The organism is Rhodococcus spelaei (assembly GCF_006704125.1).
GTDB lineage: Bacteria > Actinomycetota > Actinomycetes > Mycobacteriales > Mycobacteriaceae > Rhodococcus_G > Rhodococcus_G spelaei.
The window spans coordinates 517,593-543,598 of sequence record NZ_VIGH01000003.1 but is presented as its reverse complement, the minus strand read 5'-3'; the positions used below and the strand labels follow the sequence as shown (position 1 = coordinate 543,598).

The 26,006-nt window shown below is 67.8% G+C and carries 22 protein-coding genes; 11 read left to right on the top strand and 11 right to left on the bottom strand.

Annotated features, from left to right (window positions below; all coding sequences use genetic code 11):
• Position 1: 1 nt before the first annotated feature.
• Positions 2 to 2,341, top strand: a complete 2,340-nt coding sequence (treY, locus tag FK531_RS09275) for a malto-oligosyltrehalose synthase (RefSeq protein ID WP_142098034.1) — start codon at positions 2 to 4, stop codon at positions 2,339 to 2,341.
• Between the two features lie 102 nt (positions 2,342 to 2,443).
• Positions 2,444 to 3,253 carry a mycofactocin-coupled SDR family oxidoreductase gene (locus FK531_RS09270; RefSeq protein ID WP_142098031.1) on the top strand — a complete coding sequence of 270 codons (810 nt, stop codon included), beginning with the start codon at positions 2,444 to 2,446 and terminating at the stop codon, positions 3,251 to 3,253.
• A 105-nt stretch (positions 3,254 to 3,358) separates the two neighbouring features.
• On the opposite strand, the gene FK531_RS09265 is transcribed toward FK531_RS09270, so the two are convergent.
• Entirely contained in the window at positions 3,359 to 5,971 is a 2,613-nt protein-coding gene (locus FK531_RS09265) for a helix-turn-helix transcriptional regulator (protein WP_142098028.1), read from the bottom strand.
• Positions 5,972 to 6,248: 277 nt separating this feature from the next.
• On the bottom strand, positions 6,249 to 7,253 hold the full coding sequence (locus FK531_RS09260) for an alpha/beta hydrolase (protein WP_142098025.1): 1,005 nt from the start codon (positions 7,251 to 7,253) through the stop codon (positions 6,249 to 6,251).
• A 212-nt stretch (positions 7,254 to 7,465) separates the two neighbouring features.
• On the opposite strand from FK531_RS09260, the gene FK531_RS09255 reads away from it, so the two are divergent.
• Entirely contained in the window at positions 7,466 to 8,755 is a 1,290-nt protein-coding gene (locus FK531_RS09255) for a hypothetical protein (RefSeq protein WP_142098022.1), read from the top strand.
• Positions 8,756 to 9,002: 247 nt separating this feature from the next.
• Positions 9,003 to 9,206: a hypothetical protein gene (locus tag FK531_RS09250; RefSeq protein ID WP_142098019.1), complete on the top strand. Its 204-nt coding sequence runs from the start codon at positions 9,003 to 9,005 to the stop codon at positions 9,204 to 9,206.
• A gap of 555 nt (positions 9,207 to 9,761) precedes the next feature.
• Here the strand turns inward: FK531_RS09250 and FK531_RS09245 are convergent.
• A complete protein-coding gene (locus FK531_RS09245) occupies positions 9,762 to 10,340 on the bottom strand; it encodes a hypothetical protein (protein ID WP_142098016.1) in 579 nt (192 codons plus the stop codon).
• A gap of 961 nt (positions 10,341 to 11,301) precedes the next feature.
• Between FK531_RS09245 and FK531_RS09235 the strand changes: the two genes are divergently transcribed.
• Genes FK531_RS09235 through FK531_RS09225 form a run of 3 tightly spaced genes read left to right on the top strand, consistent with a single transcriptional unit; the run spans position 11,302 to position 14,428 of the window.
• A complete protein-coding gene (locus FK531_RS09235) occupies positions 11,302 to 11,721 on the top strand; it encodes a hypothetical protein (RefSeq protein WP_142098279.1) in 420 nt (139 codons plus the stop codon).
• On the top strand, positions 11,718 to 12,557 hold the full coding sequence (locus FK531_RS09230; RefSeq protein WP_142098013.1) for a hypothetical protein: 840 nt from the start codon (positions 11,718 to 11,720) through the stop codon (positions 12,555 to 12,557). Before FK531_RS09235 ends, FK531_RS09230 begins: the two co-directional genes overlap by 4 nt.
• A complete protein-coding gene (locus FK531_RS09225; protein WP_142098010.1) occupies positions 12,554 to 14,428 on the top strand; it encodes a serine/threonine-protein kinase in 1,875 nt (624 codons plus the stop codon). The genes FK531_RS09230 and FK531_RS09225 overlap by 4 nt, the downstream gene beginning before the upstream one ends.
• Before the next feature lie 15 nt (positions 14,429 to 14,443).
• Here FK531_RS09225 and FK531_RS09220 read toward each other — a convergent pair whose 3' ends face one another.
• On the bottom strand, positions 14,444 to 15,067 hold the full coding sequence (locus FK531_RS09220) for an FHA domain-containing protein (protein WP_142098007.1): 624 nt from the start codon (positions 15,065 to 15,067) through the stop codon (positions 14,444 to 14,446).
• A 605-nt stretch (positions 15,068 to 15,672) separates the two neighbouring features.
• Positions 15,673 to 16,470, bottom strand: a complete 798-nt coding sequence (locus FK531_RS09215; RefSeq protein WP_142098004.1) for a hypothetical protein — start codon at positions 16,468 to 16,470, stop codon at positions 15,673 to 15,675.
• Positions 16,471 to 17,097: 627 nt separating this feature from the next.
• On the opposite strand from FK531_RS09215, the gene FK531_RS09210 reads away from it, so the two are divergent.
• Both FK531_RS09210 and FK531_RS09205 read left to right on the top strand, forming a co-directional pair.
• The gene (locus FK531_RS09210) at positions 17,098 to 17,628 is read left to right on the top strand and encodes a hypothetical protein (protein WP_142098000.1); all 531 of its coding nucleotides are present in this window, start codon (positions 17,098 to 17,100) and stop codon (positions 17,626 to 17,628) included.
• Positions 17,629 to 17,904: 276 nt separating this feature from the next.
• Positions 17,905 to 18,309, top strand: coding sequence for a hypothetical protein (locus FK531_RS09205; RefSeq protein WP_142097997.1), 405 nt, complete (start codon positions 17,905 to 17,907; stop codon positions 18,307 to 18,309).
• A 56-nt stretch (positions 18,310 to 18,365) separates the two neighbouring features.
• Here the strand turns inward: FK531_RS09205 and FK531_RS09200 are convergent, their stop codons facing one another.
• From FK531_RS09200 to FK531_RS09175, 6 genes are all read right to left on the bottom strand, one after another.
• Positions 18,366 to 19,049 carry a hypothetical protein gene (locus tag FK531_RS09200; protein ID WP_142097994.1) on the bottom strand — a complete coding sequence of 228 codons (684 nt, stop codon included), beginning with the start codon at positions 19,047 to 19,049 and terminating at the stop codon, positions 18,366 to 18,368.
• A gap of 253 nt (positions 19,050 to 19,302) precedes the next feature.
• Positions 19,303 to 20,259 carry an alpha/beta fold hydrolase gene (locus tag FK531_RS09195; RefSeq protein WP_246098034.1) on the bottom strand — a complete coding sequence of 319 codons (957 nt, stop codon included), beginning with the start codon at positions 20,257 to 20,259 and terminating at the stop codon, positions 19,303 to 19,305.
• 267 nt (positions 20,260 to 20,526) lie between these two features.
• Positions 20,527 to 20,961: a hypothetical protein gene (locus FK531_RS09190; RefSeq protein ID WP_142097991.1), complete on the bottom strand. Its 435-nt coding sequence runs from the start codon at positions 20,959 to 20,961 to the stop codon at positions 20,527 to 20,529.
• 58 nt (positions 20,962 to 21,019) lie between these two features.
• Positions 21,020 to 21,622 (bottom strand): DUF8020 domain-containing protein, encoded by a 603-nt coding sequence (locus FK531_RS09185; RefSeq protein ID WP_494338128.1) that lies wholly within the window; start codon positions 21,620 to 21,622, stop codon positions 21,020 to 21,022.
• 248 nt (positions 21,623 to 21,870) lie between these two features.
• Complete coding sequence (locus FK531_RS09180) at positions 21,871 to 22,146, bottom strand: protease inhibitor I42 family protein (protein WP_181762874.1); 276 nt, start codon at positions 22,144 to 22,146, stop codon at positions 21,871 to 21,873.
• A complete protein-coding gene (locus FK531_RS09175; RefSeq protein ID WP_142097982.1) occupies positions 22,143 to 22,919 on the bottom strand; it encodes a C1 family peptidase in 777 nt (258 codons plus the stop codon). The genes FK531_RS09180 and FK531_RS09175 overlap by 4 nt, the downstream gene beginning before the upstream one ends.
• Before the next feature lie 297 nt (positions 22,920 to 23,216).
• Between FK531_RS09175 and FK531_RS09170 the strand changes: the two genes are divergently transcribed.
• Together FK531_RS09170 and FK531_RS09165 are read left to right on the top strand one after the other, a co-directional pair.
• On the top strand, positions 23,217 to 23,978 hold the full coding sequence (locus FK531_RS09170) for an adenylate/guanylate cyclase domain-containing protein (protein WP_142097979.1): 762 nt from the start codon (positions 23,217 to 23,219) through the stop codon (positions 23,976 to 23,978).
• A gap of 74 nt (positions 23,979 to 24,052) precedes the next feature.
• Positions 24,053 to 25,909 (top strand): HNH endonuclease signature motif containing protein, encoded by a 1,857-nt coding sequence (locus tag FK531_RS09165; protein WP_142097976.1) that lies wholly within the window; start codon positions 24,053 to 24,055, stop codon positions 25,907 to 25,909.
• Positions 25,910 to 26,006: the final 97 nt, after the last annotated feature.

The following is a 26,006-nucleotide window of genomic DNA, read 5'->3' as shown; positions in this document are numbered from 1 at the left end:
CGTGCAGCCGATCACCGGGACGTACCGGCTGCAACTGCGGGCGGACGCGCTGACCCTGAACGACGCGTGCGAGATCGCCGACTACCTCGACGACCTCGGCGTCTCGCACCTGTATCTGTCCCCCGTGCTGACCGCGGCCGAGGGCTCCGTGCACGGCTACGACGTCACCGATCCGACCACTCTCGCACCGGGTCTCGGTGGCCGGAAGGCACTGGTGTCGTTGGTGACCGAGCTGCGCCGGCGCGGGATGGGCATCGTGGTGGACCTGGTCCCCAACCACGTCGGCGTGGCCGACGCGTGGCAGAACCGCTGGTGGTGGGACGTGCTGACGCACGGCCGCGACTCCGAGTACGCCCGATACTTCGACATCGACTGGGAACGGGGACGATTCGCCCTGCCCGTGCTCGGCGACGACGGCCTCGCCGCCGTGACGATCGACGACGACGGGCCCGAGCCGAGGCTCGCCTACCACGAGCACCGCTTTCCCATCGCACCGGGCACGGAGGCATTCGACCCGCGGAGGGTCCACGGCCGTCAGCCGTACGAGCTGGTGCACTGGCGGTCCGGCCGGGTGGGCTACCGACGCTTCTTCACCGTGAATTCCCTTGCCGCACTGCGCCAGGAGGACCCGACGGTGTTCGCGGCCACCCACCGTGAGCCGGCGTCCTGGTTCGCCGAGGACCTCGTCGACGGGGTGCGGGTCGACCACCCCGACGGACTGGCCGACCCCGCCGACTACCTGGCGCGGCTGCGCGGATTGCTCGGCCCGGACCGCTGGCTCGTGATCGAGAAGGTCCTCGCCCCCGGAGAACCGCTCGATCCGGCGCTGCCGGTGGACGGAACCACCGGCTACGACGCGCTCGCCGAGTACGGCGGCGTGTTCGTCGACCCGTCCGGCGCGGAGGAGCTCGGTCGCCTGCATGCCGAAGGCACCGGCGACAGCGGCGACGCGCGGGCGCTCGCGCGGAGCGAACACGAACTGAAGGGCGCGGTGCTGCGCGGTGCGCTCGCGCCGGAGGTGCGCCGGCTCGTCGGCGCGGTGCGCCGCGAGAGCGCGGCCGCGATGCGCGGCGAGGGCGCGGCCGCGCTCAGCGACGAGGCGCTGACCCGCGCGGTGGTCGCGACCGTGACCGAGGTGCCCGTCTACCGCACCGACTACGGTCCGCTGGCCGGGACGCTCGGCGCGGCGGTCGCGCGTGCGGCGGAGTCCGATCCGACTCTCGCCGAGCCTCTTTCGGCGGTGGTCGCGGCCGTCCTCACCGGCGGCGAGGCCGCCGTTCGACTGCAGCAGGTGTGTGGAGCGGCGATGGCCAAGGCTGTCGAGGACCGGCTGTTCTACCGGACTGCGCGACTGGTGTCGCTGCAGGAGGTCGGCGGCGATCCGGGGTCGTTCGCCCTGCCCGTCGCGCAGTTTCACCTGGCGCAGGCCGAGCGCGCACGTCGGTGGCCCGCAGCCATGACGACGCTGTCCACCCACGACACCAAGCGTGGGGAGGATGTTCGCGCCCGGATCGGCGTGCTCTCGCAGGTCCCGGCGACCTGGTCGGCGTCGGTCGGCGAGTGGGAGTCCACGACCCCGAGCCCGGACAGGGCGACCGGATTGTTCCTGTGGCAGAACATGTTCGGCGTGTGGCCTACCCACGGCAGTCCCGATGCCGACGTCCGACGCCGTCTGCACGACTACGCGACGAAGGCGATTCGCGAGGCCGGCGTGCACACCTCGTGGGAGCGGGTCGACGCGGACTTCGAGGCGCGGGTCCACGAGTGGCTGGACGCCGTGTTCGACGGTCCGGTCGCGGCGTCGATGTCGACGTTGGTCGACCGCCTCGCGCCGCACGGGCGGATCGTCGCCCTCGGCCAGAAGCTGCTGCAGCTCACCGGCCCCGGCATCCCCGACGTGTACCAGGGCACCGAACTGTGGGAGGACTCGCTGGTCGACCCGGACAACCGCCGGATCGTCGACTTCGACCGGCGCCGGCGACTGCTCGCGGAACTCGGGCCGGGCGCGACCGGTGAGGCCGCGAAACTACTCGTCACCCGGGAGGCGCTGCGCCTGCGCCGGGAGCGGCCGGATTGCTTCGTCGGCGGGTCGTACCGGCCGATCCTCGCCGGGGACTCGGCGTCCGGGCACCTGCTCGGCTTCGCCCGCGGCGGCGAGGTGATCGCGTTGGCGACCAGGCTGAGCGTACAACTGACGGCGGCCGGCGGCTGGACCGACACGACGGTGACGCTGCCAGCCGGCACCTGGACCGATACCCTCACGGGGACGTCCCACACCGGGGAGGTCCGGGTTGGCACGATGCTCGACGCGTTGCCGGTAGCACTGCTCGTGCGCGCGTGACCAGCCGCGTTCCGATCAGCGAGACATTCCGGCACGCGATGACGAAACAACGCCTACCGTGACGGGGAACACATCGTCGAAGCACTCGGAGGATCTCGGCACATGAGCAATCGGTTCGAAGGCAAGGTCGCATTCATCACCGGCGCAGCGCGCGGTCAGGGCAGGGCGGAGGCGGTCAAGTTCGCCCAGGAAGGCGCGAACATCATCGCGCTCGACGCCTGCATCGACTTCGCCTCGACGTCGTACGCCGGCGCCACCGAGGAGGACTTCGCCGAGACGGTCCGCCTCGTCGAGGAGCAGGGCCGCAAGATCGTCGCCACCAAGGCCGACGTGCGCGACTTCGCCGCGGTGACCGCGGCGCTCGACGCGGGCATCGAGGCGTTCGGCCGGCTCGACGTCGTGGTGGCGAACGCGGGCATCTGCTCGGCCGCCCTGTCCTGGGAGATCACGCCCGAGCAGTGGCAGGAGACCATCGACGTCAACCTGACCGGCGTCTTCTACACCTGCAAGGCCGCCATCCCGAAGCTGATCGAGCAGGGCGAGGGCGGCTCCATCGTCGTCACCAGCTCGGTCTCGGCCCTCAAGGGCGCCCCGTTCGTCGGTCACTACGTCGCCACCAAGGCCGGTATTGCCGGCCTCACCCGGACGATGGCGAACGAGCTGGGCATGCACAAGATCCGCGTCAACAGCGTGCATCCGTACGGCGTCAACACCGGCATGATCATGTCCGACATGCTTCCACTGCTGGAAAAGTTCTCCGACACCCTGGCGCCTGCGTTCATGGCCTCGCTGCCCTACGGCTTCAGCGAGCCGGAGGACGTCGCGAACGTGGTCGCATTCCTCAGTTCCGAAGAGGCGCACCACATCACCGGCATCAACATGCCGATCGACCTGGGCAACGCCGCCCGCTGACCCACCTGATCTCCGACGCCGCTCGCCCACTCTGCTCGCCGGGCGAGCGGCGGCTTTCGGTTTCGCTCTTGCCCCGCAACCACCAGCGACCCACCCTGGCAGCGATCACACGCCCAACACTGCGCGGGCGAGTTCGTCACGTGTGGAAAGTCCGAGCTTGTGCCCCGCCCGGTAGACGTGCCCCTCGACGGTGCGCACCGACATCACCAGTCGCTCGGCGATCTGCTGGTTCGTCAGTCCCTGCGCGACGAGGGTGGCGATCTCGCGTTGTCGACCGGTGAGCGGGAGCGGACAATCCACCACCGCCAGGGCCGGCGTGCGGGCGCCACCACACTCCACAGCCAGGCGACGGGCATGGGCTGCGGAGGCGAGAGCCGATCCGCGACACCCGCGGCGACCGTGTGCCTCGGCTGCGTGTGCCGCCGCATCGATGGCCACCAGCTTGTCGCCTATTCGCTCGAAGGTCGCCGCGACATGGTCCAGCGACCGGCCGTCGCCCGCCGCTGACGCGCGGGCGTACTCGGCTGCCGCGGGCGCACGGGGTCCGTCAACCGAACGGGCCAGGCAATCCAACCTGTCGCCGCAACCCCTGTCGCCGAGTCGCACCGCCGTGAGCAAGGCAAGGACTTCGAAGCTGGGTTCACCGAGCGCCACAGCACGATTCGCCGCGCTGTACGCGGACATGATCGCTTCGGTACTCTGCCCGCGCGCGGCAAGCACCCAGCCCCGCACCCGACACAACTCTGGGTCCAGGAAGGTGTAGGCGGGGTGCCGAAGATCCTCGGCCTCGGCCAGTACCTCGACGGCAGCTTCGGTGTCACCGCTGGCGACGAGGGCTTGAGCAAGAGTGAGTCGGCATGCGTACGCCATCCCAAGCGCCCCGTGACCGCCGAGTCCGGCCCGTGCCTCACGCAGCGCACGCACCGCAGCGTGCAGATCACCGCAGCGCAACGCAACCCGACCGCTGACGAAGATCGCCTTGAGGCGCGTCGGGGCGGGCGCGTTGGACGACTCCGCGAGAGCGAGCTCTGCCAGATTCATTGCTTCACAGAGGTACCCAGCGTCGACCAACGCGTTCACGTGCTGCAGCCGCAGGCTGACCTTCGAGATGGCGGTGCAGTGCGTGGACGCCGCGGCCGCGTACCCACGCTCGGCAATGGAGCCGACGCAGTCGGTCTTCCCGAGCAGCCCCAGAGCACCGATCAGTGCATAACATGATTGCAGCACAACAGAACTCGACGGTCTGGTGCAATCGAGAGCTCGCTCCGCCTGCCGAACGGCAACCGCCGGCCGACCCAGGCAGAAGTCCATGTCCGCGGAAAGCGAGACCAGCGCCCGCCGCGCGTCGGGATCTGCGATGGCCGCCAACGCCTCGTCCACCGCTCGCTGTGCCTCGCCGACGCGCCCAAGATCCCAGAACAGATTGACCACCTGCGGTATCGACACCCGCAGACGCTGATCGTCGGTGGCCGCACGGCGGCGCAATGCCGTCAGCTCGGTGGCCGCCTCCGTTCCCCGCCCCGAGCTGCTCAGCGCCCGGGCCCACAGCAGCCGCGCCTCGAAGCCACCCTCCGACTCCCCGCAGGCGTGCGCGAGCCGCTCGCACAGGTCTGCATCCCCGAGCGCGAGGGCGATCTGAGCGCCCGCGGTGAGCAGCTGCACGTCGGGAGGCAGGTCCGACTCGCTGGCCAGTACCGCCCGGCGAAGGACCATTTGGGCATCTCGTCCCTCGCGGCCGGCCAACGCGGTCGCGACCCGGCCACGCAGCCGCCGAGCCTGCACGGTTCCGATTCGCGCGCGTCGCACCTCTCCGTAAAGGGGGTGCGCCAATCTCGCCTGCAGATCCGGTGCGTCCACCGTGACCAACGCTCGAACCTCGGCCCGCTCGACCGACTGCGAGCTGGTCAGCTCGTCCATTACCGCCATGTCCAGCGGTTCCCCGACGGCAAGGAGATCCACCACCTCACCCAGCTGCGGGTCGAGGTCACCCATCTGCGCCTCGACGAGGTCCGCCAACGCCGCGGAGACGCCCGGATCTCCAGACCAACGCCAGATCCCCAACTCGCGGCGCAATCTGCCGGCGGTACGCTCCGCGTCGACCAGGTGACGTAGGAACAGTGTCGTACCCGCGGTCAGGCTCCACAATCGCTGGGCGCTGGCCCTGTCGACGGCGCCGCCCAGAACGACCTCGAGAAGGCCCGCTGTCTCCGCCTCGGAGAGTGACTGCATTTCGAGCCGGTCGAGGTAGCCGTCCTTCCACAATGCGGTGACCGCATCGGGCGCAGGTTCGCCGGTCCGAACGGTGATCACCACCGGTGCCATCGCATCGAGAACGATCTGGTGCACGACCAGCGCCGACGTCGCATCGAGCAGGTGCGCGTCGTCGACCCCGATCACCACCCGGCTCCCGCCGGGACCGCTCGCCAGTGTCCGGCTGGCCCGCGACAGCATCCGGCCGGGCTCTCCGGTGGTATCCCCGAGGTATCGGCTCAGCGCACCGAGCGGCACTGCACGGGCGGAGTGGGTGGCGACCACCCATCGCACGGTCGCACCCTGTCGTGCGGCCGCGGCCAGCGCGTCTCTGGCCAGTCGGGTCTTGCCCACGCCCGGCGCGCCGGCAAGTACCACGCCGGATCCCCGTCGATGAATACCGCCGAGCGCCTTCCCGACGAACGCCAGCTCGTCGTCCCTGCCGACGAGCGGCCATCGCTCGGACATCACAGCCTCACCAAATCTCTACCATCCCCGGCAGTTGCGCCACGACAATCGTGGGTGTGTTCGACCACCGGACCGCCCTCCGCATCGGTGTCACCTCGACTCTGTGGATTGCGGGACCTACTGATTAGGCGACGACGGCGACTGCCCGGACAAGGACTCGGTCCACCCAGCGGACTGGCGGTGCAAGCCGGATCCGGTGTACCGAGCCGCCCTGACGACCAGACCCGCGGTGGCGATCGGCAGCGTCGCGGAAATAGACAAGCGCGACACCCCACCCTCACGCCCCCAGCGCGGCCGCGATCACCGGCCAGGACCTGTGCAACTCGTCCTGCCAGTACCCCCACGAATGGGTGCCCGTCGGTGGAAAGTCGACGGTCACCGGAATGCCAAGTGTGGCCAGCCGGCCCACCATCAGATGCGTACAGGCATTCGTCGCGGCCTCGATCACCCCGCCGACCACGTCCTGATCCCCCAGCATGGTCGGGTTGCCGTTGATCCGTGGGTCCGTGAGGGTGTCGTATGGTCCCGGCAGTCCATTCCCGCTGGACAGGTAGAGCGTCACCCCGCGCAGGCGCTCTGCGTTGACATACGGATCGTTGTTCACCCAACCGGGACCACCGACCGGACCCCACATGTTGGTGATGTCTCCCCCGCCCCGCTCGACGACCAAGCGCACGAATTCCTGTCCCACCGGATCGCTGGTCGACGCGCATCCGCTGTAAGCAGCGACCGCACGATAGAGCCCCGGCGCGTCGATCGCGAGGTTGAGCACCGACGTCCCGGCCATCGACAGGCCTGCGATCGCGTTGACCCCGTTGGCGTGCAGGGCCGAATCGACCACGGGCGGAAGCTCTTTGGTCAGGAAGGTCGTCCATTCGTTGCGACCGAGCACCGGATCGACCCGCTGCCAGTCGGTGTAGTAGCTGAACGCTCCCGCGTCCGGGATCACCACGTTGACATTCTTGTCCGCGAAGAAGGACTCCACGTCGGTGCGCTGCCGCCAGTTCGCCGAGTCCTCCCCGCCGCCCGACCCGTTGAGCAAATACAAAGTGGGGCGGCCTGCGCCGCCACCGGCGGCGGTGAGTACGTCGACGGGGATCGTGCGCTTCATCGACGGTGAGTAGACGGACAGCGTCCGCTCGGCCCCGACTGCGAGGGGATCCGACGGCCCGGCACCGGCCGAGGGACTTGTTACCGCGGGCTCGGCGGCAGCCGTTGGCCCCGCGACCGTCACGACGGCGAGCGCCGCTGCCACCAGTGAGGTGGCCAGAGTGCGCTTCATGGCACGTCACTCCTCACCCGTCACGCTTGGCTGCTGGATCCGACTGTGTCCACCCTCCGCCGTGCGGGTGCGGGCCGCGTGCGTAGTCGACTACCTCACTTCACATGGGGGTCGCCGGATCCGATCGGGGCAACCCATAGGGCTGCAACTCTCCGCCCGCGGGTGGGAAATTCCAACACACGGTGGGGTTTCCGTGCTCCCTCACGCTGGCGATGCTGATCGAACGCACCCACCCTACGAATCGAGAACCCGACATGCATCAATCGCGCCGCACCCCGGCCACCACGCGCTTCCATTCCACGTCATCGCCGTCGCGACTGACCGACTGCTTCGAACTGAAGTTGACCAGTCCATTGATCGACCCTGACTGTTCGTGGGGGCACGTGGCCGCCGTCGCCAAGGTCTCGCCGAATCACGGCAGCAACCTTCCCTACGCACTCGCCGAAATCCGGGTCGCCGATCCCTATGTCGACGCCGATCCGGCGACGCATCGGACCGTCAACGCCTATATCGCCGGCATCGAGGACCGACTTCGCCTTGACGGGTTCGATCCCACCGTCGACCGCGTCGAGGCGATGGATTCGAGTGAATGGAACCCGTACACGAAGGCGTGGTTGAGGAGTAAGCCGGTCGAGGGACTTGCCGTGTGGCGGACCATGGTTCCGAGTGCCGAGGCATTGCTGTACCTGACAAACCCCCAAGTCGGCACCGTCATCAGCAATCGGCGGGGGGACACCGCGACGATTTCGCCGGAGACGGTCGCACACTTCCGGTTCGGCGACGACGCCATCGGCATTCGCGACCGGGGCGTGGCGATGGGCTATCTTCTGGCCGACCACTTTGCACAGCAAGGAGGATCTGCCCCACTCGACGTGCTGAGTCTGGCGAGCGGCACCGCCGACCCCGTCATCGGCGCGGCCCAACGGGCTGTGGAGCTGACGGGCAGAGCGATCCGCTTGACGGTCGCCGATATCGATGGACGGGCCCTGTCCATGGTGCGGAACAACGCCGTGCGACAGGGCTTCGGTGGTGCCGTCCGCACCATCCGTACGAACATCCTCGATCCGGCCCTTCCGGATGTGCTCGAACGCGACACCGGGGTCGCTCATTTCGACCTGGTCGAGAACATGGGTTTCGAGGAGTACCTCCCAGAGGACGGCGACGAACTGGGTGCGTTCAGGGGACGCGGGTTGCCGCAGGCGAGCGCGTTCACTCGCCGCGCATTCGACCTGGTCAAGCCGGGCGGCGCGTTACTGTCGGGAAACATGGTCCTGGACAGGACCCAGTCAGATTTCGTGTTCGGGGTGGTGGACTGGCCGCTGATCAACGCCCGGTCGGAGGCATCCATCATGCGGGTGTACGAACGAGCCGGTCTACTCGGGGATCCGACCGTGAAGATCGAAATGTTCCGCGTCCGTAATGCGAGCGCGGGTACGCATCTGTACAACATCGTCAAGGCGACGAAGCCGGATACCTCCACCCGGCCTGCACGCGTCCCGTGACATCGGGGACGCGGGCCGCATTCGGGTAGTCGACTACTCACCCGGGTTCTCGTCGCGGCGGTGAAGATTGATTCATTCGAGGAAGTGCACCCGATACCCAGTGCGATTGTCAGGTTGCGGCGGACCGCGGCTCGGGTCGCGAAATGTGTTCGGCCAAGTGAGGAATGCCATGACCTCCCCGCCCCCGACAACGCGCCGACCGCGCCGCTGACCGGCATGACCTTCGTTCGCCCCCAAGGAGTTCGACATGATCGCGGCAAACGAGCAGCGGGCAAGAGCGCTCGAGCGGCTTCCTGTCACCTACTCGCTCGCACTGCGATTGCGCGACGCTGGTCTGTCGCGGGAGCTGATCGCCGAGTGCCTCAGGATCGAGCCAGAGGCGGTGGGCCCGATGATGACCATCGCGGAGGCGAAATTGGCAGCGATCCTGGACGAGTCCGGACCGAGGTGATGCTTTCGCCTACCGTTCCGACCAGCTCACACCAGTCTGATCGATGGATAGATCGGAGAGGACACCATGAGCATCATCCGGAGAATTCGCCCCGCCGTCGCGTTGCTCCTGCTCGCCGGTGCGGCGGCCCTTGCCGCACCGACAACAGCGAATGCAGGCACGGTCTTCCCGGACCCGGCGGCGGATGCGGCACGGTCGCGCCCAGAACGTTGGCGGCGCTCGGATTTGTCGGGGTTCAGGACCCTTCCGTCACCGCGACGACGACGAACAACCTGTCCTACAGTTGGATCAGTCTCGCCGCACCCTTCACCGGAGCGAGCTCATTCACCGTGTTTCCCGGGTCAGGGCTGACGAACACCGTCGCCGCGCCTAACGCCGCGGGCCTCGGCATCCTGTCGGGGTCGTACACCAGCGGCACGACGGTCTGAACGCTCACTACGGCCGTCGTCGTCCAGCCCTGACCCGAGGCAGGCTCGCCCCGGGTCCCCCGCCCCTCGGAAGAAGCACGAGGGTGGCCGGGCCCATCGGGCCCGGCCACCCTCGCCGTCGGTGTGGTCACCTCCGGAGTGGACCCTTGACCGTGATGGGAAGTCGCACACCGGATTCCTGGCCGACGAGGGCCGCGAAGTACGCGAGTGCCCCGGTGGCCACCAGCGCGGCGAACACGCCGAACGACGGACCGGCGGACACCGCGGAACCGATGAGCCCGCGACCGGATCCGAGCGTGACGGTGTCGAGCACCGCGAGCAGCGTCACCACGAAGGACCCGAGCGCGCTGTAGACGAGGACGACCGGCATCTTCGGGTGCGATGCGATCACCTTGAACGCCGACAAGCCGTACGTGGCGCCAACGCCGAGTGCCGCGAGCAGCCCGATCCACCAGAACCGATGCCAGCCGTTCACCGAGTCGGACGTGTCGTAGCCCATCACCGAGACCGACATCGACCACCACGGCAGGAAGCCCGCAATTGTCGTCATCAGCGCGGCGCCCAGCAGGCCCCAGCCTGCCATCGACACGTCCTTCATCGCCTTGCCTGGGGTCACCGCTCGTCCCGGTCCGCCCGCCCCTTGCGGAGGGGGCGGTGGCGGCACGTAATAGCGGTTCTGGTCGGGGGTTCCGTCGGGTGTGGACATGATGACGCCTTTCTGGTTCGTGTGGACTGCGTTCCCGGTACAGCCTCGATTCGAGGTGCCAGTTCATGGTCGTGCGCAGGCTCGATCACGCATACCGACCCCGGGGCTGAATGGACGCACACCCGCAGGCATGGATTCGGCCCCGGAGGTAGCGGCGATCCTCGTCTCGTTCCCCGAGCAAGCCGATTGGAGTAGCGGACTACTCGTGTGCGGCGACGGTGCGAGCACCACGATTGGAGGGCCGGGACACACGGCACGCAGATGCCCCCACACCACGGATGGTCGATTTCCTACGTGGGGGTGAAGGTGTCCACCCCGCGGGCGGCTGGCCGCTGCCTCGACCCTAGGTCCACGCTGGTTGAGTTCACAACGGACACAAGGTCGTTCGTCCAGCTGGCCGACCGACCGGAGCTGAGGAAGGGAGATCGGGACGATGCGCCAGTCCTCGCGTTCGCGCCGAGCAGCTGCGATCGGCTGCCTCGCGGCCGCGCTCGCCGGTGTCGGCGGCGTGACCGTGTCGGCTGTGTCGCCTGGGCACGCGGCGGGTTTGTGCATTGGCGCGGAGTGCGCCCCGTCGATCCCGATCAGTAACTGCGGATTTGTTGATGTCTGCCCGCCCCCACCCCCGCCACCGCCACCGCCGCGCAACCCCTGTCTAGCCAACCCCTCCCTCTGCCAACCGCCACCCCCTCCGCCGCCGCCGCCGCCCCGAGACCCCTGCCAAGCCAACCCCTCCCTCTGCCAACCGCCGCCACCTCCACCTCCACCTCCGCCTCCGCCTCCGCCTCCGCCCGAGGTTCCGCCAGCACCGCCCGAGAATCCTGCTCCGGTGCCTGTCCCACCTGCGCCCGTACCCGTTCCTGTACCCGCGCCCGAGGCCCCGCCGCCCACCGGCCCGGCACCCGCCCCTGCCAGCGAGCCTGCCCCGCGACAGCCGGCCGCTCCCCCGCTCCCGCCGGCAGTGAATACACCCCCGCCCCAGCCCAGCCCGGCGCCCGCGTCACCCCAGGCGCCCACCAAGGACCTGTCACTGAGCAGTCCCGCGGTCGATCCCGGCGGTGAGGTGACCGCGATCGGCGAAGGGTGCCCGGCCGGCTCGAACGTCGCGCTCACCCTGCAGGGCCAGCCCGTCGGCCACACCGTCGCCGACGGGGCAGGCGGATTCCAGGCGCCCGTGGCCGTCGGTTCGGTCGACGTCGGGCGCTACCAGGTCGCGGCGAACTGCGGGCCCATCCTCCTGGCCTCGCTCGACGTCGTGCAGGCCAGCCAGGTCAGCACCGACACGTCCACGGTGACGGTGATCGTCTTCTTCCTCTTGATCGGCATGTTGATCTATCGGCGGAGGCTGCTGCCGCCGCCCTCACCCCGGGAGCGCTCATGAAGCACTGGTGCCTGGCGGTCCTGACCGCCCTCGCGTTCGCCCTGACGTTCGCAGGCCCCGCGCACGCCGAGCCCGCGCCCGGTTCGGTCCAGCTCTCCGCAAGAATCAACGACCAAGGCGCGGGCGACGCCACCGCCGCGCAACCGGTACGACTGGACCCGTCCCACCCGGCGCACTTCTCCCTGACCGTCAGCAACGGCACGGCGGCGCCGGTTCTGCTGCGCCGCATCGACTTCGCCGGCCACGTCGTCGGGCTGTCGTTCTACTCGTACTCGACCGCGATCAACCTGTCGGTCGCGCCCGCCGCGACCGAGACCGTGAGCTACGCGCTGGACATGTCCGGACTCGACGGCCAGGCAACCGGCCTCATCGGCAGCACCCTGACCGCCGTCGACGACCAGGGGCACGTCGCGGCAACCCTGTCCACGGTTGTCGATGTGCGGGGTTCACTGCTCTCGGTGTACGGCCTGTTCGGACTGGCGCTGTTGATCCTGACCGCGCTCGCGATCGCCGACTCGGCACTGGCGATCGCCCGGCATCGCCTGTCCCCCAACCGGTGGCGGCGCGGCACCCGACTGCTCACCCCGGGCATCGGCATCGGGCTGGTACTGGTCTTCACCGGGTCGGTCGCTCGGTGGTGGGTACCGAACTCCACCCACTGGCTACTCGCCGCAGCCCTGTTCGCAGTCGTCTTCTTCTTCATCGGCTACCTCTCGCCGACCCCGGATCGCGACGACGAACTCGACGCCGACGAACTCGCGAGCGAGCCAGGTTCCGAGGGCACCGCCGACATCGTCACCACTGCGCTTCCCACCCAGGACAGGGAGCGACGATGAGCATCGAGACCGAACAGGTTCGGTTGGCGCTGCCGGCCTACGAGGTCGGCGACGAACTGGGGCACGGCGGCTGCGGGGTGGTGCTCTCCGGCCGTCACCGGCGGCTCGGCCGCCCGGTGGCGATCAAAGAGTTGCCGTCCCAGTTCGCGTCGGACGTCGATGTCCAGCGGCGATTCGCCGCCGAGGCGAGGTTGCTCGCCTCGATAGATCACCCACACGTAGTGCCGGTGTACGACTTCGTCGAACACGACGGGCTGTGTCTGCTGGTGATGGAGTACCTCCCCGGAGGCACGGTGTGGAGCCGGTTCACCCACGACGGGTTCGACGCGCACGCCGCGGTCGCGGTGGCCCTCGCGTGCGCCTCAGGTTTGCGGGCCGCCCACGAGCACGGCATCCTGCACCGCGACGTCAAACCCGAGAACGTGATGTTCGCGGCGACCGGCGCGCTGAAGATGACCGACTTCGGCATCGCGAAGGTCGTGGGCGGCGAGGAGACGCTCGCGACCCGCACCGGCGACGTGCTCGGCACCCCCGCGTACATCGCCCCCGAACAGGCCCGCGGCGAGCCGCTCTCGCCCGCCACCGACGTCTACGCGTTGACCACGATGCTCTACGAACTGCTCGCAGGCACGCTGCCCTTTCCGAGGGGTGAGGGCAGCATGGCGATGCTGTTCATGCATGCATACGAGTCCCCGACCCCGATCGGCGAGGCCGCACCGACGATTCCCGATTCGGTGGCCTCGGTCGTCATGCGTGGGCTCGCGACCGACCCCAACGACCGGTTCGCCTCCGCGGAGTCGTTCGGCGTCGCGCTCGCCGAGGCCGCCGCCGAGTGCTGGGGCCCGGACTGGCTCGCCGCGTCCGGCATTCCGGTTATGGGCGCGGACACGATCGTCACCGCGGCCGGGGCCACCCTCGGCGGCCCCACCACCACCCGCGCGGCCACCGCAGCCGCCTCCGATCCGACCCGACCGGCGCCCCCGACCGGCTTCCCAGGTCCCACGGTGCGTCCCGACGTACCGACCGTGCGACCGTCCGTCACCGTGCACACCCGGGGTGTCCAGCTCGCCGACGCCCAGGTCGAGGAGCTCGTCCCGGTCCGTTCGCTGGTCGACGTCAAGTCCCCTCGGGTGCCGTTCGCGCTGGCCGCGGGCCTCGCCCTGCTCGCGGTGCTGATCGCGCTTCTCGGCTTGGGCTCTCCGTCGACCGGAGGATCGCTAGCTCCGGGCACGACAACGATCGCGGGCGTCGACCCGACCACGGGCGGCGCAGTGCCCATCGACCTGTCGCAACCCGTGCCGGTGACGACCACCGGCGACGGCCTCGCGGACACCGCGCAGGTCACCCTGCGGGTGCTGGGCGCGACCGTCGGCCGCCAGAGTGCCCCGATCGTCTGGTCCGGCGGCACCGGCGTCGCGGCGGTACCGCCGCCAGTCAACCGGTACCTGCTGGCCGGGCGGATGAGCGGCGAGTTGACCCTGCTGCACGCGGGTGCCCCCGTCGCGAACTCCCAGTTCGCCGTGCGGACAACGCAATCGGCGAGCACCACGGCGGTCGGCGTGGGGTTCGTCGTCGTGCTGCTGTTCGCCGCGGCGTACATCGAGTCCTTCGTGCGCTCGCTTCGGCGCGGGCGCCGTCGCTACTCGGCGTCCGCCGGGACGATCGCCGGTGCGGCACTGCTCGGTGTCGTGCTGGTCGGCGCCGCCTGGGTGCTGGCCGGCCGCGTTCCGACGATTCCCACCCTGATCATGTGCATGCTGCTCGCCGGCGGAGCCGGGGCTTCGGCCGCAATTGCGGAGTGGCGCATCGGAACCCGGCGACGGTACCGGCGACCGCACGCACCGCAACGCCAACCCGTGCAGGCCTCGTGAGCGGCCACCGCCGGATCACAGGTCCCGGTCGGTGACGATGCCGGTCTGCATCGCGCGCTCGACCAGCCGCACCCGCTTCTGATTCGGCGGCAATTGCTCCACACCGAACTTGGTGAACAGCTCACGCATGTGGGACTTGATCGTGTCGACGCTGAGGAACAGTTCCTCAGCGATCTGTTGATTCCCAGGGGGACTGGCGAAGGCGGCGCTGTGCTTGTACGGCCGGCACAGGCTGCACAGCACGGCGTGCTGGATCTCGGTAAGCGACCGTCTGGTGATCACGGCCCCGGAGGAGACCCGCGTCGCCCTCGACGCGGACATGTCGACGCTCTGGAAGGTGAACAGTGTCGAGCCGATCCGGATTCGATCGCCGGGCCGCAACAGCAGTCGCCCGGCGAGGCGATCACCGTTGACGAAGGTGCCGTTGCGCGACAACCCGTCGTCGACGACCACCCAGTGCCCGCCCACCTTGTCGACGGTGGCGTGCAACTGGGAGACCTCCGCGTCGCCGGTGAGCGCGATGTCCGAGTGTGGCGAGCGCCCGATGGTCACGTGGCTCAGCCCGTCGGACAGGGCCAGTCGTCTCGGGATCCCGTCGGCGTCGGTGTAGCTCAGGCGCGGGTCGTCATCGGAGCTCATGTCAACCTCCCGGGGAGTCTTTCCATCGTCCCGCGACGCGTTGCGGCAGGCAAGGGTGCCAATCGGTTGTTCGACAACACGACCACGCGGCCACCAAGGGAGCAAAGAATCCTCCCTCGGTGGCCGCGTGGCAACCTGTTGATCGAAACCGACCCCGGTGGGGATCAATCCGCGGCGCCTGGAAATCCGATCGGGATTCCGGCAGCGTTGACACCACCAGGACCGACCGCCACGCTGGGAATCGTCAGGCAGCCGACAGTGGGTCCCTCGGCATGCACGCCATGGAGGCTGACGCCCGGCCCCGGAATCGAAGGATCGGTCGGATTGGGACAGGACGCTGCCGACGGCGGAGACAACTGCCCAACGGGTGAAAGGGCCGCTGGATCGACTCCTGCACCGCCGGCAACCGCCGACGCAATTCCTGCTCCACCACAGATGGCGCAAGTGGCTATGGCCGCAGTGAACGTGGCACGCTTCAGTAGATTTGACATGTGTGACTCCTTGAGTTGGCGAAATGCTTCGTGACGGCAGGGCGACCTGCCGCAGGCGACGGGCCGGTGATCCAGCTGTGTGGGAACTCATCGGCCCGTCGGCGCGCATGACGATCAGTGCGGGCAGAAGACGGTAACGCCGGCGACGCAGAGCTGGTAGCCATTGTCGGTGAGGTTGCCGCCGTTGCCATTGCTGACGTCGCCTCCATTTCCGTTGCCGGTCAGGCTGATTCCCGGTCCGCCGATCCCGGGGTCGAACCAGCCTCCGCCCCCGGTGGTGTCGGCCGATGCGATTCCGGCCCCGGCTCCGAGTGCGAATGCAGCGATGGCGAATGCGGTGACGGTGCGCTTGATGGTGTTCGACATTTCAGTTACCTCCGAGTGGTGGGTTTGTCTTTCTGACCATTCAAGATTCGCGGAATCGCGCGGCTCCAAACAGGGGTCCAGCGGTGGAGCATCGGTAGCCACCGGTGGTATGTCCCTCATCCCGGGGTGTGGGACACCGGATACGTCGTCGACATTCGACCAGAATCTTCCTGCCCGCCGATCGCAGCGGAGACGGCCAAGGGGTGCAGAGCCGAGAGCCAGGGAGTATTCGCCTTCCAATTGCGGCGAACTGCCGGTGAACTCGCCGAGTTCACCGGCGCTGATCCATTGGTTGAGGCCGATCCGGCGACGCAAGCCGAAGCGGTATTCGACGGCTGACGGAGAAGCAAGCGCGTGGCCGGACTTGCGCTGTGGCCCAGCAGGGGTTCCGTGGCCGAGTCGTGGCGCAGTGAGAATCCTCTGGACGGCATCGGCGGCAACCGTTGCTCCAGTGGCCGCCGATGCCGAACGACACGGCGCCACACCTTCTTCCGGTTCGCCTGCGACGCAATCGGAATCAACGACTTCGGCGTAGCGATGAGCCACCTAATTGTCCGGTCACCGTCGGTCGACGCAGCGACTGGCTCCATCAATGCGGGCAGTCCTACCCTCTGAACCCCGTGAAGGCGAGCCCCCCTTCGGTCGAAAACTGGTACTCCACTGAGGACGCGGGACACCCGCAGGGTATCTACTCCCGGCAGCGCATCTGACGAACTCTGGCCAATGCAGGCATTCCCGAACTGCAACGCAACCACTCAATTATCAAGGGACACCACAATGATCACTCAACTCTGCAAGCCAATCGTGCACTGCTGCTCGTCGGAGCTACAGCCTTCGTTGGGCCCCTATCTCCCGAGCCGACCGAGCCTCCCGATCCGGGCAGCACCTGGGTCTGCGCGCAGCACTACACCCGCAACTGCGACACCGGAGTGCCCGCCCCGACCGGTCCGCGGCAGTGGTACGAGAACTGCGATCCCCTGTATCAGGTCAGGCGATTGCGCCGACTCCCCTGTCGACAGGCCGCCCTTCTCCGACACCAAGTCGGGTAGCGCACTACTCGAACCTGCACCGCCAATGAGCCCGATGATTGACGCAAGGCAGAGCCACGCACGCGCGGGTGTCGCACCTGAAATGCATGCACCACAGACGATCTAACCAGCGAAAGGTAAACCAATGTTCAACAGCAAGGTCCAGAATCGACACTCGCATAGCGGGTCGACGAAGGTGAAGGCCTTTGGGGCGGCCGCGACTTTCGCGCTGGCGCCAATCGCGATGTTGGCGATCGGCACCGGCACGGCATCCGCCGATATGCAGGGCAGACAACCCGCAGTTACGGTCAACCCTGACAATACGGTCATCGTGACCTGTACGGACACAGGCTACGGGACTCCAGACACCAGTTTTCAGGTCGTGGTCTGGGACCCGAATCAAGTATGGGGTGTAACCAATCAACCCGCTGGGGTTCCAACACGCCGGATTGGACCGCTTGCGCCGGGCCAGGAACATGCCTGGTGCAGTGGGGATCAATCGGGTAACGATTCGCAGACTGTGTACTTCTCAGTACCCGCCAACAGCTCGACCAATCCGGGCGCCAACAACCCGGGCGCCAACAACCCCGGCCCCAGCAACCCCGGCACGTCAAACCAAGCCACGACGGTCATCAATCAGATTCTCGGCATGCTCGGCATGCCGCAGAGCGCCTGATCCGCTTCGGAGGCCATCGCTCTGGAGGTGAACGCTCACCGTCAACGAAGGGACAGACGCCGACGGATCAGCGCTTCCGCTCCGTCGCGTCGGTTCCGCATACCGCCAGTAACGCAGTCCCGACAGGACTTCAGAAGAAGCGCGGCTGAATTCGGTGCCTAGCTAACTTCCGATGCCCTGACCGCGATCAATTGCTCGCCTGGACGTGGCAGTCATGAACCGCATCCGGCATCGGCGCCGACCGCGGCACTCATTACGATTCGAGGAGTATTGATCATGATCAAGAACACCGGTCAGGCAACCGGCGGTTTGGCGGTAGCGACGATCGCTGCAATTGCACTGGTTGGCACCGGAATCGCGCATGCTGACAACTCTTTCGGTCCGACGAGCAACTCCTGTCCAATCAGCGCGGGCGCCCAAGCACCGGTCGGACAGCCTGCGGGGATCTTCGTCGCCGATCCATTCGCCCTGCTACCCCCGCCGCAGCGCACCGACAATCTTGACCTCAGCCCGCTAATGGGGAGCAGCGCCGGCAGCGGCAAGGTGCAGATTCTGCCGGGGCAGGGAGTACTGCTACCCACACACGGCATGGGCGTGGGCATCCTGAAAGGCAGCTACTGGCGCGGGGTGACCGGTCCCACGACCGAATGCGCGGTCGCAGGCACATTCATCGTCAACTGAATTCACGGGTCGTGCAACTTCACCGGAATACCTATCGGGTGACCGTGCACGACGGCTCACGCAGCCCCTACGAAGGAGGCGGCGGCAACCGTGTGTGTGCTCAGCGGTCCGTTGGCGTCGCCTACCTGGACAGTCCAGCCGTCCACCCCCTTGGTGATCCCCTGCGAAGTGCCGGAAGGGCCCCACACAGCAACAAAGTCATTGCCGCGCATTGGGCAGGAGTAGTAACCGAAGTAGTCCGGGTGCGCGGCCGGCCGCCCCCACGATCCTCCGACACGGGCGCGGCACTGGAGGCCGTTGTCGAGTTCGAGTGCGATCGGGGTCGGATTTGCGGGCATCGGTTTATCCGCAATCGGCCCGCCCGTGCGGTACATCGTCAACCTCGTCGAGAATGGGTCGGTCAGGCACAGGATGTCGCTGCTCCCGGCGGTCGGCCAGCACGCGTCCCCGGCCAACGCCGAAGCACCACAGTCGTAGACGCCCGCCGAAACCGTGTGAGGCGAGGGGCCGGCGCACCCGTCCGCGCTCTCGTTCGCGTGCGACCTGTCGATGGTCCACCCCGGCGCCGTGACGCCCGCCGCGTTCACCGGCCGCAGCACGACAATCCTGGTCGCACCAGATCCACCACCCTGTGACAGCATTCCCGCGGACCGGGAGGCCGCTGTGGCCGGTCCCGACGCCAGGGCCAACAGCGGGACGCTCGCCGCGACCGCGGCGGCAATACGAATCGATGACTTCATGGCTCGCTCATCTCCTGGATCCCTTGGGGTGGTTGACAACAATCATCCCGGGCCAGGGCGGATCCGACGCGGGTAGTGAAGTACCCCAATCACGATTCCGGGCGAACCTACGACCAGTCGCAACGCAGCATCGACAGCGTGGCGAGTCCAATACCCCGCTGACGTCAACCCGGCACGATTGCCGGGCCGGCCGGCTACACCGTCCAGATGGACTACTTCCTGATCGGAACCACGAACGCCGCGGCGGGGATCTTCAACGTACCCGCGCAACGCAGAGTGCGTCGTCGACGGGGGCGAACTTCGCGTCCTCGCGCACCCTCGACACCAGTCGGGCGATCGCTGCGGCCACCACCTGCGGGCACTCCAGCAGTGGCAGGTGTCCCGCGCCGTCGACCCGAACCAGCTCGGCGAGCGGCAACTGTTCCGCCAGATCCTCCGAATGATGCTGTGGCGTAACACGGTCGGCAGACCCGTACAACACAAGAGCGGGAATGCTCGCGAGCAGGGGAAGCGCCCGGCGTTCATCGAGGCTTGCCAGCGCAGGGAGAAATCCGGCGACGGTGCGCGCAGGCGTCCGACCGAGCATCGAGCCCGCGCCCGCCGCCATGGCGACGGTGCCGGTCCGCGACCCGCCCCTGGCAACCGTCGCGCTCAGCTTCCGCGCCCCACCGATCACCGCGTCCACCATCGACGGCGACCACCGCACGCCAAGGCGCAGCGCGGCGCTCAGTGGACTGCGCAGCGCGCGGCCGAGTCCCGATTCCGCCACACCCGAGGCCGCGGTGGAGAGCAGACCGATCCCCGCCACCGTCGATCCGAGCTGACGCGGATGCTGGCGGGCCCACGCCATCGCCACCATCCCGCCCATGGAGTGCCCCACCAAAACGATGCGCGTGTGCGTCCCGAGGGAGCGGATCACGGCGTCGAGATCACTGCCGAGCTGGTCGATGGTGTAGGTCTCGTTGCCGCCCTCCCCCGACCGACCGTGCCCCCGCTGGTCGTAGAACACAACTTGGGTCTGGGCACCCAGCACGGAGCCGAGGCGGAGGCGGATCCACGATTCCATGCGCAGGCAGAAGCCGTGGATGCAGATCACCGTCAGCGGCGCATCGGCGGAGCCGAAGGTCCGAACTGCCAGTGGCACACCATCATCGGCGGTCACCGTCATCCGGCGTCCCCTGCGATTCGCGGCGGCTCGGGTGCTCGACATGGCCATCACTTCCCTCGACTGATCCTCGATTTCGCGGTCACCTACAAATCTGGCGGACACGAATACGATCGACGAGGGACCCCGGGATTGGTTCTGTCTGAGGGAGGGTGGACAACACTCACCCCGTGGTGTCGGTAACACACAGCGAGCCGACTGCCACAAATCGGAGTTTCCACTCCGTCGCAATCGGCCCGCCCGGACTATCCGCATGCATCCACCGCGAGGTGCCTCGTCTGCACTATTCAGGGTCGATGCACGTCACGCACATCAAACGACCACTGTCGCAACACCCCCGTTGATCCAGCAGCTCCCACCTGACGACAGTTGCATCGTGACGGTATCTCCTGCAACTACGCCGGGCATCGTGAATGTACTGCCGGTCACCGTCGCAACCTGTCCGTGAACGCTCGCACTACCGGCCTGGCTGAGAGCGGTATCTGTCCAATTGACCGTCGCACCTGTGAGCGAGACAGCGCCAAATGACGAAGTAAGCGTGACGGTAGGCGTGCCCGCGGTGTTCGCCGTCAGCCCGAATGGCATGCTCAGAACTGACGGAAATGGGCAGAGTCCCAGGCCTGCCTGGGGCGTGAACGGTCCGGGGGTCGACGCATGCGCCACCGGCGACACCAACAGTGCAACGGCGCTGGCGCCTGACACAGCGATCATTGCCGAGGCAATGCGGATCTTCTTCTTGGTGAACATTGGTTCGTCCCTTCGTCGATCGCCACGGCCACCATTGCTGTTCAGTTCGGCGTGCCTTCTAGAACGTCGACATGAACGCGTCGACCGCGGGCTGGAAGTTCGGGTTGAACATCGAAATACCCACGTATGCACCGATTGCGGCGGCGGTTAGCGGAACAACACAACCCACCACGGTGATACAGATTGGTCCCGCGATCGCACCGGCTACGGCCGCGCCCATCCATCCGCCGGCCGCCCATCCGACCTCTGCCTGGTACACGAGATTGCGGTACGCCTCGTCGCGCGTGGGCTTGTCGACGTTGCGCGTCCCCGGCTCGACCGACATCGGCACCGTGTCGGGCGTCAGCGTGAGTTGACCGCCGCCGTTTTCGATGTCAGGAGTGAGTCGATACACATCGCCGTTGGCCGGGTACAACAGCGGAAGGCTCACCAGCGTGGTGCCCGTATCGTTGACCACGTCGACCGACCAACCCGACGGGTCGACCTTGAACGCAGCACCGTCGAGGGTGGCCCGCGCGGAACGGCCGTCCGGCGCCACACCGATGTGATAGTTCACGATCGCGCCGGGCGGGGGCGCTGGATCGGCAAACGACGTCCCACCGCCGATTCCCAGCGCTGCGACAGTGAGCACCGAGGCGGCGGCAGCTCTCTGGAGCTTCATCAGAATTCCTTTCGAGACAGATCCGACCGCGTTGGCATCCGTGCGGATGAGCGGAGTGGGATCACCGATACAGCGGATCGTGTGCCGAGCACCGCTCCCCCAACCGGTCCCCGGTCACCTTCCGACACATTCATCGTTCGCCGCAGGACGTGACCCGTCATGCGTAGTCGACTACCTCAACGTCGAAATCGGGCAATCTCGATGGCGCCGGCTCGCCCGTATCCCGGCCTGACCCCACGCCACCGCCGTCAACTCACCTCGACGTCTACGACTCGAGAATCGACAGCAGTCGCCTCCCACGACCGCTCGAGGGTGAAGGTGAGGGAAAACCTGCCGGCCACCGCGGCTCTCAGCTCGAAGTGCTGGATTCCCCCGGCGCCGAGACGGGCGTTCGACGCCGGGGTGAAATCGGCGTCGACCAGTTCGATGCCGTCCGGCAGTTCCCGAAGCCGCCATCGATAGCCGGATACCGGCGTCGAGTCCAGATCGACACGGAAGGCCCCACCCACCGTCGCGCGGATCACTGTGTGGCAGCAGACACGGTGCGGATCGTCCAGAAGTCACTGGAGAGTCCGGGCGAGAGGAGATACGCATACGGCATGGTGGCGTAACCCTTCTGGCCCCAGCCGGGACCCCAGGAGTTGCGGATCAGGAACTGCGACGTGGAGTCGTCGTACCCGACCGCCACCACGCAGTGACCGCCCAAGACCTGCTCGCCCGCGCCCGGCATCGGGACTTCACCGGTCGTCGCGACCTGTCCCGACTCGAAGCTCTCGTACACGGTGAAGCCGAAGACGATCGGGTATCCGGCCGCGAGGCAGCCCTTCATCTGCGGCAGCGTTCGAGCCACCCGGGAGTAGCCGATTGCGCGGAACTTCGCGGCGTCGGCGTAGCACGAGTCCGGAGGTTTGGTCGCGAATGCCTCTACGTTGTACGGCCATTCGGTTTCGGGACACGCTCCGTCCGAGTTGACGGTCTTGATGCCGTCACGAATCTGCGCACCGGCATCCTGGTTCACGGTCCCTTCCAGCGCTCGTTCGTTGTAGTAGATGAACAGCCGCGACGGCGTGCTCTGGTCGGGCAGCTTCTGCTTCATCGCGTCGAACTGCAAGGCCGCCGCGATCCCGTTTCCGGTGCAGCTGCCCAGTTGCCCCTGGTCGTACACCGGTGGGCAGTCCGTGGACAGGTCGACCTTCGCAGGCATCTCACCGAGGATCGCCGGGGGCGCCGCGTACACGTGATCGCGTTGGTCGGGCAGGTCCGGCAGCCATCCGTATCGAGCAATTCTCCGCGTCATGACCAACAACCTCCTCCGCATGGGGCAGGCCCTGGCGGGCCCCACGACCGCCACGCGACACGACGAACGCTATGGCGCCCGCGCGTGCCCGTCGCGAGTACTCGACTACCCGATTGCCGCGACATGGTCGTGTCCGGACCCGCGGCACATTCCAGGCCCACTACGCAGCGACAGGAGGTGAGCCGGGAGCGAAATGCGTAGTGGACTACTGGCTACTTCCGGGCGACCACGGCCCAGGATTTGAGCTGTGAGCGCACCGGGACGGCCGGTCGCCCGCACGGGAAGGAAGTAGGAGCAATGTTCAGCGACGAGCGGCCCCACACGAAGGCCGGCGCCTCGATCACCTCAGCTCCCGATGCCGCTCACGAGGCGGCACGGTTCACCGAGATCGTGCGTGGGTTGGCCGAGCGCGAGCGCCTGCACGACCTGCTCTGCCGCCACGTCGGCCGCGACGTCGCCCGCCGGGCACTCGAATACGATGCGCTACCCGAGCGCAATGGGCTGGCCGGCGGCGAGGTCGTCGAGGCGGCGGTGCTGTTCATCGACCTCGTCGGCTCGACGACACTGGCGGCGACCCGCCCGCCGAACGAGGTGGCGACCGTACTCAACGAGTTCTTCCGGGTCGTGGTCACCGCCGTCGAGGGCCACCACGGCTTCGTCAACAAGTTCGAGGGCGATGCGGCCCTGGCGATCTTCGGCGCACCGCGGCCGGTCGCCGACCCGGCAGGCCTCGCGCTGGCGACCGCCCGGAGCCTGCGGCACACCCTCGGCGCACTGCACTCGATCGACTTCGGCATCGGAGTCTCGTTCGGCGAGGTCTTCGCAGGCAACATCGGAGCCGAAGAACGCTACGAGTACACCGTCATCGGCGACCCGGTGAACGAGGCCGCGCGGCTGACCGGTGTCGCGAAGACCTGCGAGACCCGGACCTCCGCGTCGGGGCACGCCGTCGACGCCGCGGCCGAGGTCGAGTCCCGACACTGGACGACGAGACGCAGCATCACACTGCGGGGCCGCACGGAGCCGACCGTCCTCGCCGAGCCCGTCGAGCACAAATAGATCCGGCGCTCAGTTCAGCAGGGCATCGGGGACAGTGCGGAAAGTTGTCGGACCCCACACATACAATCGCAAGTATGTTCGATACGACGATCAGATCCCACGCAGAGGCGGAGACCGCATCGCTGGTGGCCGACGTCGCCGCACTGACCGGCGTGGCCTGGTCAGGCCGGTCGGAGAACATGTTCGCGGCGAGGAAGGTGCTCGCGGCAGGCCGCTTGTGGGAATCGTGGATCGAGCGGGACGTGCGGTTGGGATCGGGGGCGATCGTCGACTGCGGTAACGGGGCGATCGCGGAACTGTCGGTGCGGCTGGGATGTTCGAAGACAGTCGCCGAGTCGCACGCGTCGCTGGGGATGGACCTCCGGCTGCGGCTGCCGGAAACTCGGACGTTGTTCGAGGCGGGATTCCTCGACCTGGCTCGGGTCCGAGTGATCGCGCGGGAGACGACGGGGCTGTCGCCGGAGACGGTGGCGGCAATCGAGCCGGAGATCGTCTCGGCGGCGGAGCAGTTGACGCCGGGCCCCCTGGCCGCCGAGATCGGCCGACTGGTCGCCGAGCGGTCCCCGGCCGAGGCAGCACAGCACCGGGCCGACGCGGTCGAGTACGGTCGACGGATCGTCAAGCGCAGCCGTGGGAATCTGTCGACGATCGAGGTGTCCGTATCGCCGGAGGAGGGCGAGGCGTTCATGCAGTTGGTCGCCGAGTTCGCGGCCACGGTCTGCCCACACGACAAACGCGGCAAGCAGTGCCGGCTGGTGGATCCGCTGATGGGCCTCGTGCACGGGGAGCCGTATCTCGAATGCACCTGTGGCCGCGACGATTGCGCGGCCGCGGGCCGGGCGGGACTACCGAGTCGACGGGCACCGCTGACGCAAATCACCATGGACGTCGCGACGCTACTCGGGTTGCTCTCGAAGCCGGCGTACCTGCACGGTCATGGGCTGTTGGACCCGGAGCTGGCGCGGCAGCTGGCCGCGGACGGGACGTGGCAGGCGATGCTGACGGAGGTCCTCGACCTGGCCGAGCAGCTCGGCCTCGTCGTCGATGACGAGGCCAGAGCGGCCGACGCGGTCGAGAACGACCAATTCCGCGATACCGAGACTGCTCGCGCAGAGAGGTCGACCGAACCGCAGGCGCCGAATGAACCGCCCGCGCAACCGCCATCCGTGACCTCACCGCTGCCGCCACGGTTCTGCCTGCGGTCGTATCTGGCACGCGGGGCCCGCCGAAGTGCCGGATACGTACCCGAATTCGGATCACTACCCGGGCTCGGTTCCCCGCCATCGACAACGACACGCCCGAACCCGGCAGCACCAATCGACGAAACACCTACCACCGCACCAACACCAACACCAACACCCACAGGCACAGGCACAGGCACATCGACAGTACAACTACGCCCGGCAAGCGCCGGCACCGTCGCCAAGGCGATCCTTGCCGCGATCGAGGCCGACCCGACGTTGGCCCTTGGCGCCCATCCCGACGGGCACGGCGGACTGGCCGCACCACCCGATGGCGCCCTGACCTATCGACCCGACGCCGCCACGGCCGCACTGGTACGCGCCCGCGACCAGCACTGCCGGTTCCCGGGTTGCACCCGCCCGGCCGCGCAGTGCCAACTCGATCACATCGTCGAATACCGATCCCACGAACCACTTTCCGGCGGTTGGACGATCGTCACTAACCTCGAGTGCCTGTGCCAGTTCCACCACCAGCTGAAGACCCTCGGATTCTGGGACGTCACCGCACTCGCCGGGCATGCGCTGCTCTGGACCTCGTCCACCGGAGCCACCGCCGTCACCCTGCCGGCGGGGGCACATCACGGGAACCACACCCTCGCCACCCCTGCTCCGGTCGTGACGGGACGGCGCGGCTCCCCGCCGACGACCCGACAACGCGCGCCGGCGCACCCGGACCCGCCGCCGTTCTGAGAGCCACAACGGTCACCTCCGCCGCCCGAACCGGCCGGGGTCGGCTGCGCCTCTCCGAGCCGTGCGGCATGCTGGAACCGTGACCGATTCTGGCGCA

Coding starts and splice junctions, on each gene's coding strand:
- FK531_RS09210 (WP_142098000.1), top strand. CDS start 17,098: ATGTTCAACAGCAAGGTCCAGAATCGACACTCGCATAGCGGGTCGACG.
- FK531_RS09200 (WP_142097994.1), bottom strand. CDS start 19,049: ATGAAGTCATCGATTCGTATTGCCGCCGCGGTCGCGGCGAGCGTCCCG.
- FK531_RS09165 (WP_142097976.1), top strand. CDS start 24,053: ATGTTCGATACGACGATCAGATCCCACGCAGAGGCGGAGACCGCATCG.
- FK531_RS09185 (WP_494338128.1), bottom strand. CDS start 21,622: ATGAAGCTCCAGAGAGCTGCCGCCGCCTCGGTGCTCACTGTCGCAGCG.
- FK531_RS09270 (WP_142098031.1), top strand. CDS start 2,444: ATGAGCAATCGGTTCGAAGGCAAGGTCGCATTCATCACCGGCGCAGCG.
- FK531_RS09170 (WP_142097979.1), top strand. CDS start 23,217: ATGTTCAGCGACGAGCGGCCCCACACGAAGGCCGGCGCCTCGATCACC.
- FK531_RS09190 (WP_142097991.1), bottom strand. CDS start 20,961: ATGTTCACCAAGAAGAAGATCCGCATTGCCTCGGCAATGATCGCTGTG.
- FK531_RS09205 (WP_142097997.1), top strand. CDS start 17,905: ATGATCAAGAACACCGGTCAGGCAACCGGCGGTTTGGCGGTAGCGACG.
- FK531_RS09220 (WP_142098007.1), bottom strand. CDS start 15,067: ATGAGCTCCGATGACGACCCGCGCCTGAGCTACACCGACGCCGACGGG.
- FK531_RS09260 (WP_142098025.1), bottom strand. CDS start 7,253: ATGAAGCGCACTCTGGCCACCTCACTGGTGGCAGCGGCGCTCGCCGTC.
- FK531_RS09175 (WP_142097982.1), bottom strand. CDS start 22,919: ATGACGCGGAGAATTGCTCGATACGGATGGCTGCCGGACCTGCCCGAC.
- FK531_RS09265 (WP_142098028.1), bottom strand. CDS start 5,971: ATGTCCGAGCGATGGCCGCTCGTCGGCAGGGACGACGAGCTGGCGTTC.
- FK531_RS09230 (WP_142098013.1), top strand. CDS start 11,718: ATGAAGCACTGGTGCCTGGCGGTCCTGACCGCCCTCGCGTTCGCCCTG.
- FK531_RS09245 (WP_142098016.1), bottom strand. CDS start 10,340: ATGTCCACACCCGACGGAACCCCCGACCAGAACCGCTATTACGTGCCG.
- FK531_RS09225 (WP_142098010.1), top strand. CDS start 12,554: ATGAGCATCGAGACCGAACAGGTTCGGTTGGCGCTGCCGGCCTACGAG.
- FK531_RS09255 (WP_142098022.1), top strand. CDS start 7,466: ATGCTGATCGAACGCACCCACCCTACGAATCGAGAACCCGACATGCAT.
- FK531_RS09195 (WP_246098034.1), bottom strand. CDS start 20,259: ATGTCGAGCACCCGAGCCGCCGCGAATCGCAGGGGACGCCGGATGACG.
- FK531_RS09250 (WP_142098019.1), top strand. CDS start 9,003: ATGATCGCGGCAAACGAGCAGCGGGCAAGAGCGCTCGAGCGGCTTCCT.